Origin of the sequence: Marinomonas algicola, assembly GCF_014805825.1 — a bacterium.
GTDB lineage: Bacteria > Pseudomonadota > Gammaproteobacteria > Pseudomonadales > Marinomonadaceae > Marinomonas > Marinomonas algicola.
In genome coordinates, this window is the sequence record NZ_CP061942.1 from 57,801 (window position 1) to 74,790 (window position 16,990).

At 44.6% G+C, this 16,990-nt stretch carries 1 protein-coding gene; it reads right to left on the bottom strand.

Features of this window, described 5'->3' with window-relative positions:
* Nucleotides 1-67: 67 nt before the first annotated feature.
* Nucleotides 68-16,882, bottom strand: a complete 16,815-nt coding sequence (locus tag IEZ33_RS20210) for an Ig-like domain-containing protein (RefSeq protein WP_191603806.1) — start codon at nucleotides 16,880-16,882, stop codon at nucleotides 68-70.
* Nucleotides 16,883-16,990 lie beyond the last annotated feature (108 nt).

The window sequence follows — 16,990 nt, forward strand, 5'->3', positions numbered from 1 at the left end:
CTCCAATAATATAAAGCTCTTATTACCGGAGGGAATTTAAATATTTTGACTCACAATATTAGTAAGACTAAAAATCGCTATGACTTTGTTCTTGAACAGGTTGAATATCTGGGTTCTCCAAGATAACAACACTGTCGCTCGAAGATGCTGGCTCAGCTGCACTTTCCTGCTCTTCAGCTGGTTGCTCAGTTGTTGGCTCTGACAACGGCACTTCTTCTGACTCGGGTTCGAAGATTTCTTCTTCTGCTGGAAGTTCGTCTTCTGGCCCTGTTTCAGAATCTTCTTCGTCGAAGGCGTTGTCTTCGATGATAATGGCGTCGTCAGTCAGTAAGCTATCAAAGCTCTCTTCTTCAGCAGTCTCAGTTTCAGTCTCAGTCTCAGTCTCAGTCTCAGGAGCATCAAACATCAAGCTGCGGTCGGTTAGAAGGTCGTTATTGTCCATAGCAACCTCTCCCACTTCAGGGACTACATCTGTCTCAACCACTTCGTCAGTTTCCGGCTCTTCTGAATCTGTTGCCAAGTCAGATCCAACAACTTCTTCGATTTGTTCTAACTCATCTTCAGCGTCGGCTGGTTGTGAAAGCACATCTTCGACTTCGGTGATGTTTTCATCAACATTACCGTTGTTGCCATCACTTTCTGTTTCTTCGACCACATCTGTATCGACAACCTGAGCGCCTTCGATGTCATCTTCTATCAATGTTTCGTCGATTACTTCAACTTCATCAGACTCAACAACCTCTTCTCCTGCCGTCTCTTCAAGAGCCTGCTCTAGTGTTTCTTCGGCTACGATAAATTCGTCTAGGGCATCACCGAAATCTTCCTCGTCAAGCTCGGTGTAGTTGACCAGCATGTCTTGGACGTGCTCCATTGCCGTCATAAGCTCTACTGGCGTAAAACCTTGATTAACCAATAGATTATTAACGTCATCCATGCTCGCTGAGTTTAAGTTCAACGAAGTCGAAGCAAGGGCATCGCGTGATGCAGCAGAGATTTGAATACCACCAGCGGTGTTGCCTTCGCTGTCCAGTGACTGTAGGAACACAGCCATTTTCTGTACGTAGTCGTTAGATAGGTCAGTACGAGATACGTCCGCAAGGTCCTGCAAGAAGACATTGCCACGCGCCAGGTCGTCTGCCATCGCGGTACCGATCAATACACCACCCACACTAAAGGTAACGCTGTCACCGTTCTGGTAACTAAAGCCACCTTGAGCATCTGTGTAACCCGTCATACCTGAGGAGGTTTCGTAGTACATGCCTTCGATAATACCATCGATAATGATGCCATTATTAGGAGTCTCTTCCGAGTTATCTGCCGTATCCAGCGAACTGAATAACACAGGCGTCGTCAAGCTACTAGCAGGACCAGAGACAACATAATCATCAGCGTCTGCTGTGATGTTGTCACTTCCAGCTCCGGCAATGATCAGGTAACGTCCACTACCTGCCACGTTGATCGTGTCATCATTGTTGCTGCCCAGTTCTAGGGTGTAGGTCTCGCCGTTAAACGTTAGTTGCTCTACGTTGATAAGCGTATCTATACCTTCTGCCCCTGAGATTGTTAGTTCTCCTGAGCTGGCATCGTAGCTCATTTGATAAGCGGTAATATCTGAACCGTATACAGCTGTATCATCCCCTGCACCACCGACAATGGTATCATTACCGGCACCAGAGTCTATGGTCGCACCGCTGGTCGCACTCACAACAATGTTGTTATCTTCATCACCTGTGGTAATTGTTTGGCTTTCGTCTAAGCGTAAGTTAAAGGTATCAGTCGATCCAGAAGTCAAAGTACTGGTCGGTAGTCCTGTTGCGCTGTCCACTGTTTGCACCGTTACGTTCACATCGTCATTAAACGAGTGGTATAGCATTTCAATATTACCGATCTGGTCATAAGGCACATCCGTAATGACCCACTTACCACTACCAAAGTTCGCTTGAGGTGCATCTAGCAAGGTGCCATTTAAGCGGAACAATGCAGTATCGTCTAAGGCTGTTGCTACACCTTCGAACGTTACCATTAATGTTTCGGAGCCATCGGTATCCGCGACGTTGGCGTTCAAATTCAGTGCTACCCACGTGTATTCATCGCCGAAGGTTTTAGTGGCTTCCATATTTAGTAAGTCATCCGCTACCGGATTGAAGCTTACTTGGAAATTAGGCCAGGACTGTGCGGTCTCCATACCAGACTCACCAGAAGTAATTGCTAAACCCACCTCAATCGTACCCGAGAAATGCTCTACTGCCGCAGTGCGCTGAATACCAATGGTTTCTAGATCAGTGATAGAGGCGACATTAAGAATATAGTCGTATAGGTAATCTCCATTTGCGTCCACACCCGATATAGTACCCGTTTGCACGACACCATTTAGCAATACCTCGTAACCCAGCGGTACGCCCGTTAACGTTGCAGAGGTAATATTTTCACTATTTGCATCAGCAAGCGCGACGTTGTCACCTAAATCTAGTAGAGCTATGCCATCCTCATCACCGGTCATCGTCGGATCCGCATTAGTAAGCCCATCGTTTACCGCTTGTACTGTCGCGGTGACTTCACTCGATGTAAGCCAAGTAGCCGTGCTGTAGCCGGAGGATTGAGGATCTTCTTGCGTTAACGCCCAAGCCTTAATGCTCACTTCATTACCGTGCTGATTCGCTGGCGGTGTATAAGTGATAGTAATGCTGTTACCAAAGCTTGCGCCATCGATTACAATATAATCACCTGCTGGTAGTTCATTCGCAGGTATTTGACCATCTGTCAATTGACCCGCTGTAAAGTTAATAGTGCTCGGTAAAGAACTACCGTTTAGCGTAAATGTTCCTAAGTCACCGACATTAGAGCTAGCTGTCTGAGTCACTTGGATATACAGTTTCCCATCAATAAGCAACTGACGTGGATTATCGGCATCATTCGCTAAATTAATCACAAAATCGGTTGCTGTATCCTCAAGAATTGCTGGCTCAGTGATGGATAGGGTACTCTCATCCGTTACTGGGGCAATATCAAAAGTAGCATTATCAATTGGGTAACTATGGTGTTCATTTAGACCATAGGTCGTAATAGCAATATCGAAGTCCGCTGAAGTTGAAGAGTTAATATTCTCATTACTATTCGGCGTCAATGTTAGCTGCTCTAGCGAAGCAATCACAGCATTCACGTCACCTTCACCTGATAATGTGTAGTATCCACCGTCCTCGTCGACATACTCAGCACCAGATAAAGAAGCACCTTCAAGATTTTTGATCGTAATCGTATATTTACTGCTATCTCCTGATGTAGCACCATCCGTTACAGATACCAATTCATCTAAGTTACGTGGAGTATCTTCCGTAAAATCTACATCATTAAGCGTAACAACAAGATCCATTGGATCGGTTGGCGCAGGGCCACTGCCCGCAAATGTATCGCCATCGATCGCAAGCCTGAAAGTAACATCATTTGATAGCACATCAGCATCCGTATCTTGATGGCTTACGCGAATAGTCACTATTTGATCGATATCAGTATAAGTTGCACGATCAACGATAAAGCGAATACTGTTTGTTTCACCTGACGCACTATCAATGATCAGATCATCACTGATATCTACACGCCAGCGCCCTGTATGTACGGCGTTGCCGTCGGCATCAGTGATATCACCAAGGTAAGTGCCCCCTAAGATATCAATACCCTCTGGTACACCAAATAGCTCAACGGTTTGTTTAATCGTTTCTGAGCCATCGATATCCTGACCGTTGCCAGAACTCCCTTCGCCGATCATATCATTAGCAATAAGCGTGAAAGGTACTTCGAAGATCGTGTTATCGGTAACGGTTACTGTACTTGTTGCCGCATCATAGGTCAGGTCACTATTGCCATCTCCATCTACATCAGTAATGGCGCCTAGATTTAGGGTCGCGGCATCCGTCACGGCATTGACTGTGACGTTGTAAGTCGCCGACACGTAATCTGTAGACGCTGCATCATAACTATTGCCTGTTGGCGTCGTGTCTGTATACGGATGATCCCCCGCTGGCGTGCTGTCCGATACGGTATAGCGGAAGTCGAAGGTGTAATCTTCATCGCCGTCGTGACGGCTGTCTTGGAAGCGCGCTGTCACTTGCTCAACGGTATTATTCGCGACGTCAAGTTGCACCCATTGCGCTGAACCAGCACTTGTTTGTGTTAGTGTTCCATGGTTTTGCGTAATGAGTTCAATACCTTCCGGAATAGACTCCGTATTGATCCATACACCTGTTAATTGCTCATTCGGACCACCATTACCAGAGAAAGTGAAATCTAAAATTTGATCTGTATCTTCACTTTGGGTTGCGCTGTTATTGACCGTGCCTTCAGCTTCAGGTGTAACAAGTACAGATAGAGCGATATTAACTTTATCTGAATCCCCTTGGGTATTGCCGCTCAAGTCATCGTTTTCAACCGTTTGCAGGTCTAAGTTAAAACCAACCGTGCCGTTAAAGTTTGTAGGGATATCTAGGTTGGCATTATCAAAGTTCGCGGATTCAACAATCCACTCTGTTGCCATAACTTGAGTAACGCCTGAGCCACTGATACCAAAACCTGCATCCACTTGATCTTGAGTAAGCTTAATCGTGACAAACAAATCTTCTGAGCCATAACCACCAGCGATGTCTGCAGAGCTAAAGTTTGGTTGATCATTAACAAACAAATCCTGTAACGAAACACTGGCAGTACCTTCGTGCACAATGGCGTTGTAGTCATGGGACAGGCCGTTACTATCTGTTAGAGAAACTGTATCCGTTGCGTCATGGGTCGGCGTATCGGCGACCCCCTGCACTTTTACGTTAATCGCAAGATCTTCTGCAGTGGTACTGGTGTTACTGTTACTACCATCAACAGAGTATGCGTCCATCAATAAATCAACATCGCTGTTATCGTTATAAACAGGAATGTATTTGAAGTTAGCGTCGTTATCAAAGTTATCAATGGTCAACTCCCATGTGCCATCGCCAGTATTTGTATCAGCTGGTGTGACTCGGTAGTCATTGTCATTCCACTGTCCATTGTTATCAGCGGTACCATTTTCATAAGCGCCATCCCCTTTTTCATACAACTTGCCATCGTAGTAAACGGCTGCACCATCAGGGATTTTGCTTAAGATAATCGTCTGCGACTCGGAGCTATCATCATCTTCTGTGGTGACTTTCACGTTTAAATCAATACCGTTAGCAGCACTTGCATCATCCGCCGTGCCATCCGCATTACGCCCAGCATCCTCGTTTCCGAATGACTGTTTGATCGCAACGGTGACATCATCCGCCACTGGATCAATGGTAAAGGTTAGGTAAGACTCACCGCTAATTTGGGTATTTTGCGTACTTGGATTGTCTTCATCGTGATCGACGGTTTTCGCCTCCACTAGAATTTTGTGATCTCCAGACAAGTTAGATGGCGCAATAAACTCCAGAGTATCCAAGTACTCAACTGGCACCTCCACTCGCCCACTGGTATCAGTCAGTTCCACCCAACTATTACCATCATGGTAACGGTATTGAGAGCCAGTAATAGGGTTATTACTGCTATCCATAAAGGTGAGCAAAGCAAAGGTTTGTTCAGAGTTTGTCTGTGTATGACTACTCGAATTATATTCTAAATCTGTATCATCTTGGTTCGTCCAGCCATCCCTCAGGTTAAAACCATTGTTTGTTCCGAGTGCAAACCAGACAGGTGTCTCTGTACCATTATCACCATCTTCCAACGGACTTGCCCCATAAGCATGGTCAGGGTTAATGGTTAAGTCAGAAGTATTGTCACCGTCAGTATCAGTTGCATCTTCTACTGTGCCATCGCTATTAGTAACTTCTGCAATCGGTGTAACAGCAATTTTTAACGTATGACTAAAAGTGTCAGTATCCGTGGTATAAGTTACATCGCCCGAAGACGTCGCAACTGAATCCTTCACGGTGACATCTACTGACAAATCAATATCTGAGCTACTGTGAGCTGGTGGAGTAAGTGTGTAATTTTTAAAATTCGCTAAGCCGACATTTGTCACGTCAACGGTGTAGTCATCCGTACCATTACCCGTCAACACAACATTTCCATTATGATCTGTCAGCACCCAACCCGCTGGAAGACCTTTGATGGCCACTTGAGTAATACTTTCTGAACCATCTGTATCTTTTAAAGCGAGCCCCGAGAAAGCTTTTACTGCAGTGTCTTCCTGAGTGCTGCGGTCAGGTAGATTTACATCATCTGCATCTGGGCTAACGTAGAGATTCAGTGTCACCTGATCATAGGTATCATAAATGGTTGTATTATCAGTCGCCGTTGTACCTGTTTCTGAAGCATCGCTGTGACTTGAATCCGTATCATCGTCGTGGGCAATCAGCTGGATGCCGATGCCTTTAATATCACCACTAAAGTTTTGTGGCGGTTTAAATTCAAGGTTTGGAATTTCTTTACCTGATAATTCAAACGTGTAGCCATTGTTCGCTTCGGAAGCTGTAATGCTATGCTCACTACTGCCCACTTTGATGGTTGAGCCTTCTGGCAAACCAGTTAGTTTGATGCTGTAGGTCTCAGACGTGTCGTTATCATTGACGGTTTCACGCAGAATATCGTCGATATCAAACCAAGTGTCTTCATCCATTGTTTGTAAGTACACTTTGTTGTCATCACCTGCTTCATTATCTTCAACATCACCATCACCAGGTGATGCATCACCATCATCAAAGACAAGTGTTACAGGATCGGTCGCGGCTAGGATATCGATATTAATATCAACTTCTTTAGTAACACCCTCGACGCCACTTTGAATTGCACCAGCGTCATCTACTTCAAAAGCGGTAACGCTCTGTTTGATTGTGAAGTTAGTGGCATCATCTTCAACATGGATAAACTTCAGACCTTCAAATTCAGTCTGAGAAAGCGATAAATCTGCATTAACAGCATCGATACCGGTATGATGAAATTGTGCAACATCATTTATATAGATAGTAAATGAATTGCCTGCTCCAGCCCCTGCTGTAAACAAATCCGTTCCATCGGCTTTTTCTATAATTACACCATCCGGAATATCAGAAAGAGTAATGAAACCAAAGCGCTCCGGCTCATCGTTCTCGCTATCATCTGCCGTTTGATCTGTTGCATCGCCGGATGTTGGCAAACTCAGTCCTAGGTCCACCGAGTAGCTGCCCTCCTGAATATTAGCATCATCTTCGACAATCTTGATGTTAACATCGGACCCAAGTGGCTTATCTGTTACAGGAGTCACGGTAATATTTACTGTACCAGTCGCCGTATCACCATCGTTATCGGTCACGGTATACGTAAAATCTGGTTTGCCGCTGTAATTTGCGCTTGGCACAAAGGTTAGCGAACCGTCACCATTGTTCGTTAAAACACCAATGGCATTTGAGTGGTCAGAATCATTAGAGTCGTATAAGTTAATCGTATCGTTAGCCTGAAGGAGCTGATCACCTGCACCGTTATTGATGGTAATTTGACCATCTTTGAAGTCTTCATTGGACAACCAGAATGTTGCGTCAGAATCCGTTGCTAATGTATCTTCGTCCATTGTTACTGACTTATTACCAGCCTCAGGCAAAGAGTCATTAACTCTAATATTTAGCGTCTTAGCGGTAGAAGTATCACCATTAGCGTCGATTACTTGAAAACCAATACTGATCGTAAGTGAGTCATCTGAATCGACTATTGGATGATCAATATTCTGATATTGGGTGTAGACATAGACATCGTCAGCTCCACCATTACTCTCTTTGTTAAGTTCGATTTCAAAAACCTTATCATCGATAGCATTACCCGTGGATAAATAGCCAATCACTTTACCCGCCTGAGTGAAGTCATAAGCTAGTTCAATACCACTAGACTTTATAGTACCGCCAACATCCGCTATCGGATTATTACCATCGAAGATTAAAGAGTAGTTATTATAGTTTGCATCCGATGTAACAATACCCAGTCCTGTTGATAAGCCACTACTACTATCCCCCTGCGGATCGGCTACCCCCTGATCATCCCATAACTTACCAGTAAGCTCGCTAGCAGTTGAACTAAAGTCGCTTTCATCCACATAAGCGCTATCAGGCGTACCTAAAGAAATAACATCTTTTATCTGCGTAGTTACCGAGCTATTGGTGTTGTCCACTACAATATTCTCGAACTGATCCGTATTAGAAAAGCCCGTGATCGACACAGTATAGTCTTCTAAATCTTGACCTACTCCAGACGCAACGTACTCAGCAACAAAGTCATTAATGGCTGTGATGTCAAAAGTAGCACTGTAGCCATTTGCACCACCTCCTTCTGGATTAATTATAATATCCAGAGTTTGTCCGCTAAGTGGATTATTACTTGTATCAACGTAATCACCACTCTCCGCACCACTGTCGGTAAAAGTAACAGTCACAGTGATCGGGCTGGTTACTTTAACGTTAGCACCTTCACTATCTTTTAATGTGATGGTATATGAGGCATCACTACCTTCATTGACTTCAGAACTACCGGTTATGAATGCATAAACCGTATCTTCTGGACCATAACTGCCTGAGCTTGGATCATCTGGATCAGTACTGGTATCCGGCTGATCAATTTTATCTGGATTATCACTAATAGTTGACGTCACCATATCATGATTGGTGTCGATAGACGGTGTCTCATAAGAGCTGCCTGTGACATTACTGATGGTCACTGTAAAGGTTTCATCACCTTCAGCAAAGTAATCATCGTTCGCATCAACTTTGAAAACTTGACCTACAGTTGCTGAGGTAACGACCGTGTCATCATAGTCAGCATCCGTAACCGAACTGTCATCACCCACAGCATCCTGATCACCCGCGTCAGCTGTGCTACCGTACGTAAATGTGACTGTGCCATCCTGTATTGTTAATGGTTTGTCGTTTGCATCAATTGCCACAGGAATGTAGTACAAAGCATCACCTTCTGGCGTGCTATTATCGGCATCAAAAACAAGCTTACCGTCTCCATCAACCAGATCAGCAATCGTCGTAGTCGCGCTGTCTACCGCAACCAATACTATACGAACTGGATCGCTGTCAGTTTCTGTACCGGGAGTGGTATCATCCAAAATTTCTGTGGTAACACTGGTGTAATTACCATTGATATCACCAATGGCGATGTTTTCAAACTCACCAGTCTCTTCAATATCGGTAATCGTCAGGTTGTATTCTTCACCGTTATCTTTATAAGGATCATCAACCGTTTGAACTGTAAAGGTATTACTTGAACCACCATTAGGGATGGTCACAGTGATCGTATCACCGTCGTCATAGACCGTATCACCATCTTCGGTCGTATCATTTCTATAGGTAACCGTGATATCTGTATCGGTTGTCACCGTGACTGGATTGCCATCTTTATCAACCAATTTCACCGTATAAACGGTTGTAGCATCACCTTCGTTAACCTGTGCAGGACCTTCGATAATGGCATAAATCGTATCTTCTGGGCCGTAACTACCCGAGCTTGGATCATCTGGATCAGTACTGGTATCCGGCTGATCAATTTTAGCCGGGTTATCGCTAATAGTTGACGTCACCATATCATGATTGGTGTCGATAGACGGTGTCTCATAAGAGCAGCCTGTGACATTACTGATAGTCACTGTAAAGGTTTCATCACCTTCAGCAAAGTAATCATCGTTCGCATCAACTTTGAAAACTTGACCTACAGTTGCTGAGGTAACGACCGTGTCATCATAGTCAGCATCCGTAACCGAACTGTCATCACCCACAGCATCCTGATCACCCGCGTCAGCTGTGCTACCGTACGTAAGTGTGACTGTGCCATCCTGTATTGTTAATGGTTTGTCGTTTGCATCAATTGCCACAGGAATGTAGTACAAAGCATCACCTTCTGGCGTGCTATTATCGGCATCAAAAACAAGCTTACCGTCTCCATCAACCAGATCAGCAATCGTCGTAGTCGCGCTGTCTACCGCAACCAATACTATACGAACTGGATCGCTGTCAGTTTCTGTACCGGGAGTGGTATCATCCAAAATTTCTGTGGTAACACTGGTGTAATTACCATTGATATCACCAATGGCGATGTTTTCAAACTCACCAGTCTCTTCAATATCGGTAATCGTCAGGTTGTATTCTTCACCGTTATCTTTATAAGGATCATCAACCGTTTGAACTGTAAAGGTATTACTTGAACCACCATTAGGGATGGTCACAGTGATCGTATCACCGTCGTCATAGACCGTATCACCATCTTCGGTCGTATCATTTCTATAGGTAACCGTGATATCTGTATCGGTTGTCACCGTGACTGGATTGCCATCTTTATCAACCAATTTCACCGTATAAACGGTTGTAGCATCACCTTCGTTAACCTGTGCAGGACCTTCGATAATGGCATAAATCGTATCTTCTGGGCCGTAACTACCCGAGCTTGGATCATCTGGATCAGTACTGGTATCCGGCTGATCAATTTTAGCCGGGTTATCGCTAATAGTTGACGTCACCATATCATGATTGGTGTCGATAGACGGTGTCTCATAAGAGCTGCCTGTGACATTACTGATAGTCACTGTAAAGGTTTCATCACCTTCAGCAAAGTAATCATCGTTCGCATCAACTTTGAAAACTTGACCTACAGTTGCTGAGGTAACGACCGTGTCATCATAGTCAGCATCCGTAACCGAACTGTCATCACCCACAGCATCCTGATCACCCGCGTCAGCTGTGCTACCGTACGTAAGTGTGACTGTGCCATCCTGTATTGTTAATGGTTTGTCGTTTGCATCAATTGCCACAGGAATGTAGTACAAAGCATCACCTTCTGGCGTGCTATTATCGGCATCAAAAACAAGCTTACCGTCTCCATCAACCAGATCAGCAATCGTCGTAGTCGCGCTGTCTACCGCAACCAATACTATACGAACTGGATCGCTGTCAGTTTCTGTACCGGGAGTGGTATCATCCAAAATTTCTGTGGTAACACTGGTGTAATTACCATTGATATCACCAATGGCGATGTTTTCAAACTCACCAGTCTCTTCAATATCGGTAATCGTCAGGTTGTATTCTTCACCGTTATCTTTATAAGGATCATCAACCGTTTGAACTGTAAAGGTATTACTTGAACCACCATTAGGGATGGTCACAGTGATCGTATCACCGTCGTCATAGACCGTATCACCATCTTCGGTCGTATCATTTCTATAGGTAACCGTGATATCTGTATCGGTTGTCACCGTGACAGGATTGCCATCTTTATCAACCAGTTTCACCGTATAAACAGTTGTAGCATCACCCTCATTAACCTGTGCAGGACCTTCGATAATGGCATAAATCGTATCTTCTGGGCCGTAACTACCCGAGCTTGGATCATCACTACCTGGATTATCATCAGTTTCTTCTGTACTTGATGGGTTATCTGTGATTTGCCCTGTTACATGATCAAAGTTTGCATCAATAGTTACATTTTCAAAGCTATCATTGGCTTGAACAGCTGTCGCTACAGTAGCTGTGTATTCTTCAATGCCCTCAGCGAAATAATCATCTGTAGCTGTATTAGTAAAGGAGGTTTCACTCGTTCCACCAAGGATTTCAACTGTAGTCGTGGCTGTGTAATCATTTACTTCCGCCGCACTATCTGTATTTGGTAACGTTTGAGTTCCAGTATAAGTTAACGTTACAGTAATGATCTCATCGGCAGGCACAATAACCGCTTGTCCGTATGCATCCACAAGCTGCACCTTATGCGTCAGAACATCGCCTTCAGGTGTTACATCACTATCGATAATGCGTACATACACACTATCTTCAGCACCATAACTAGGTGTATCCGTCGGATCGGTTGGATTAGTCGGTTCCGTTGGCGTGCCGGAGTTGTCTGAATCTTGTGCTGGGTTATCACTAATAGTTGACGTCACCATATCATGATTGGTGTCGATAGACGGTGTCTCATAAGAGCTGCCTGTGACATTACTGATGGTCACTGTAAAGGTTTCATCACCTTCAGCAAAGTAATCATCGTTCGCATCAACTTTGAAAACTTGACCTACAGTTGCTGAGGTAACGACCGTGTCATCATAGTCAGCATCCGTAACCGAACTGTCATCACCCACAGCATCCTGATCACCCGCGTCAGCTGTGCTACCGTACGTAAGTGTGACTGTGCCATCCTGTATTGTTAATGGTTTGTCGTTTGCATCAATTGCCACAGGAATGTAGTACAAAGCATCACCTTCTGGCGTGCTATTATCGGCATCAAAAACAAGCTTACCGTCTCCATCAACCAGATCAGCAATCGTCGTAGTCGCGCTGTCTACCGCAACCAATACTATACGAACTGGATCGCTGTCAGTTTCTGTACCGGGAGTGGTATCATCCAAAATTTCTGTGGTAACACTGGTGTAATTACCATTGATATCACCAATGGCGATGTTTTCAAACTCACCAGTCTCTTCAATATCGGTAATCGTCAGGTTGTATTCTTCACCGTTATCTTTATAAGGATCATCAACCGTTTGAACTGTAAAGGTATTACTTGAACCACCATTAGGGATGGTCACAGTGATCGTATCACCGTCGTCATAGACCGTATCACCATCTTCGGTCGTATCATTTCTATAGGTAACCGTGATATCTGTATCGGTTGTCACCGTGACAGGATTGCCATCTTTATCAACCAGTTTCACCGTATAAACAGTTGTAGCATCACCCTCATTAACCTGTGCAGGACCTTCGATAATGGCATAAATCGTATCTTCTGGGCCGTAACTACCCGAGCTTGGATCATCACTACCTGGATTATCATCAGTTTCTTCTGTACTTGATGGGTTATCTGTGATTTGCCCTGTTACATGATCAAAGTTTGCATCAATAGTTACATTTTCAAAGCTATCATTGGCTTGAACAGCTGTCGCTACAGTAGCTGTGTATTCTTCAATGCCCTCAGCGAAATAATCATCTGTAGCTGTATTAGTAAAGGAGGTTTCACTCGTTCCACCAAGGATTTCAACTGTAGTCGTGGCTGTGTAATCATTTACTTCCGCCGCACTATCTGTATTTGGTAACGTTTGAGTTCCAGTATAAGTTAACGTTACAGTAATGATCTCATCGGCAGGCACAATAACCGCTTGTCCGTATGCATCCACAAGCTGCACCTTATGCGTCAGAACATCGCCTTCAGGTGTTACATCACTATCGATAATGCGTACATACACACTATCTTCAGCACCATAACTAGGTGTATCCGTCGGATCGGTTGGATTAGTCGGTTCCGTTGGCGTGCCGGAGTTGTCTGAATCTTGTGCTGGGTTATCACTAATAGTTGACGTCACCATATCATGATTGGTGTCGATAGACGGTGTCTCATAAGAGCTGCCTGTGACATTACTGATGGTCACTGTAAAGGTTTCATCACCTTCAGCAAAGTAATCATCGTTCGCATCAACTTTGAAAACTTGACCTACAGTTGCTGAGGTAACGACCGTGTCATCATAGTCAGCATCCGTAACCGAACTGTCATCACCCACAGCATCCTGATCACCCGCGTCAGCTGTGCTACCGTACGTAAATGTGACTGTGCCATCCTGTATTGTTAATGGTTTGTCGTTTGCATCAATTGCCACAGGAATGTAGTACAAAGCATCACCTTCTGGCGTGCTATTATCGGCATCAAAAACAAGCTTACCGTCTCCATCAACCAGATCAGCAATCGTCGTAGTCGCGCTGTCTACCGCAACCAATACTATACGAACTGGATCGCTGTCAGTTTCTGTACCGGGAGTGGTATCATCCAAAATTTCTGTGGTAACACTGGTGTAATTACCATTGATATCACCAATGGCGATGTTTTCAAACTCACCAGTCTCTTCAATATCGGTAATCGTCAGGTTGTATTCTTCACCGTTATCTTTATAAGGATCATCAACCGTTTGAACTGTAAAGGTATTACTTGAACCACCATTAGGGATGGTCACAGTGATCGTATCACCGTCGTCATAGACCGTATCACCATCTTCGGTCGTATCATTTCTATAGGTAACCGTGATATCTGTATCGGTTGTCACCGTGACAGGATTGCCATCTTTATCAACCAGTTTCACCGTATAAACAGTTGTAGCATCACCCTCATTAACCTGTGCAGGACCTTCGATAATGGCATAAATCGTATCTTCTGGGCCGTAACTACCCGAGCTTGGATCATCACTACCTGGATTATCATCAGTTTCTTCTGTACTTGATGGGTTATCTGTGATTTGCCCTGTTACATGATCAAAGTTTGCATCAATAGTTACATTTTCAAAGCTATCATTGGCTTGAACAGCTGTCGCTACAGTAGCTGTGTATTCTTCAATGCCCTCAGCGAAATAATCATCTGTAGCTGTATTAGTAAAGGAGGTTTCACTCGTTCCACCAAGGATTTCAACTGTAGTCGTGGCTGTGTAATCATTTACTTCCGCCGCACTATCTGTATTTGGTAACGTTTGAGTTCCAGTATAAGTTAACGTTACAGTAATGATCTCATCGGCAGGCACAATAACCGCTTGTCCGTATGCATCCACAAGCTGCACCTTATGCGTCAGAACATCGCCTTCAGGTGTTACATCACTATCGATAATGCGTACATACACACTATCTTCAGCACCATAACTAGGTGTATCCGTCGGATCGGTTGGATTAGTCGGTTCCGTTGGCGTGCCGGAGTTGTCTGAATCTTGTGCTGGGTTATCACTAATAGTTGACGTCACCATATCATGATTGGTGTCGATAGACGGTGTCTCATAAGAGCTGCCTGTGACATTACTGATGGTCACTGTAAAGGTTTCATCACCTTCAGCAAAGTAATCATCGTTCGCATCAACTTTGAAAACTTGACCTACAGTTGCTGAGGTAACGACCGTGTCATCATAGTCAGCATCCGTAACCGAACTGTCATCACCCACAGCATCCTGATCACCCGCGTCAGCTGTGCTACCGTACGTAAATGTGACTGTGCCATCCTGTATTGTTAATGGTTTGTCGTTTGCATCAATTGCCACAGGAATGTAGTACAAAGCATCACCTTCTGGCGTGCTATTATCGGCATCAAAAACAAGCTTACCGTCTCCATCAACCAGATCAGCAATCGTCGTAGTCGCGCTGTCTACCGCAACCAATACTATACGAACTGGATCGCTGTCAGTTTCTGTACCGGGAGTGGTATCATCCAAAATTTCTGTGGTAACACTGGTGTAATTACCATTGATATCACCAATGGCGATGTTTTCAAACTCACCAGTCTCTTCAATATCGGTAATCGTCAGGTTGTATTCTTCACCGTTATCTTTATAAGGATCATCAACCGTTTGAACTGTAAAGGTATTACTTGAACCACCATTAGGGATGGTCACAGTGATCGTATCACCGTCGTCATAGACCGTATCACCATCTTCGGTCGTATCATTTCTATAGGTAACCGTGATATCTGTATCGGTTGTCACCGTGACTGGATTGCCATCTTTATCAACCAATTTCACCGTATAAACGGTTGTAGCATCACCTTCGTTAACCTGTGCAGGACCTTCGATAATGGCATAGATCGTATCTTCTGGGCCGTAACTACCCGAGCTTGGATCATCTGGATCAGTACTGGTATCCGGCTGGTCAATTTTAGCTGGGTTATCAGTTATTGTTGTTTCTACATTATCATTGACAATCGAAACCGCTCGATAGGAGCTTGTTGCACTTGCCTGATAGTTATCAATGGTAACTGTGTAGGTTTCACCATTATCAGACAAATAGTCATCCAACGCTTCTGCAGAGACGGCCGTTCCCAATTCAATAGACGTCAAAGAAGACTGAGGTAAAAAGTCATTAGAACCCTCTGACGCATCGCCTTCGGTATTACGAGTCGCAGAATCGTCCGTAAACGTAAAGTCAACGGTACCTACCTGCGAGTCTAGACGAGAGTCATCATTAAACACTCTAGTGTTTGGTGAAAACGCTAAGGCAACATAGTAAACCTCACCGCCTTCAGGCATCTCATTAACCTGAATATAGTTTCCATCGCCATCTTTAAGTGGTGTGCCATCAGCTTCCGCTGCAACAATTTTAATCAACGTGCGCGGTGTTGGTGTTGGCGTAGGCGTAGGCGTTGGTGGCTCCAGTTCTGGCTCTGGCTCTGGCTCTGGCTCTGGCTCTGGCTCTGGCTCTGGCTCTGGCTCTGGCTCTGGCTCTGGCTCTGGCTCTGGCTCTGGCTCTGGCTCTGGCTCTGGCTCTGGCTCTGGCTCTGGCTCTGGCTCTGGCTCTGGCTCTGGCTCTGGTTCTGGTTCTGGTTCTGGTTCTGGTTCTGGTTCTGGCTCTGGCTCTGGCTCTGGCTCTGGAATGATTAATTGAGGTGTTTCATCGACCGTTTGCTGAGCATCGACTTCTGTCTCGACATCGCGAGTCTCAGTGACGTAACCCGCGGTGACTTCACCTTCGCCTGCGGTACGCTGTTCTTCTACACCAGTTTGGCTAGAAGAACTGAGCTCCTCATCAGTTTGATTAGACTGATTGATGACTTCGGCTTGAGCTTGGATAACTTGTTGCTGGTCTGCAGCTAACGTGATTTGTGTACCGTCAGCACTTTCGAACTGCCCATCAATAATTGCTCGCTGTAGCGACTCAAAGCGTCCTACAAGCTCGTTAGGTAAACTTTCAAGGCCTTGCAGAGGGACAACGTCGTTGCTTAGAACAAACTGCGTATCACCACCTAACGTAATGGTATTACCATCGATCGTTTCAACTGCAACAGTTGCTTCTTCTTGAGTGATAATGACTTCATTCAGATAAATTTCCGATCCTTCTTGTACCGCTCTAACCTCTTGTGTTTCAGTGTCTAGAACTAGCACATCGCCATTAATACCGATGATTCTTCCTGCTGCTACAGCCATAACAAGCTTCCTTCAGTTTCTCAAAATATTTGCTCAGAAGAATATATCAACTTATTCTGGCAGAACACTGTACTCATGGACAGTATTTAAAATTAAATACGAAATGAC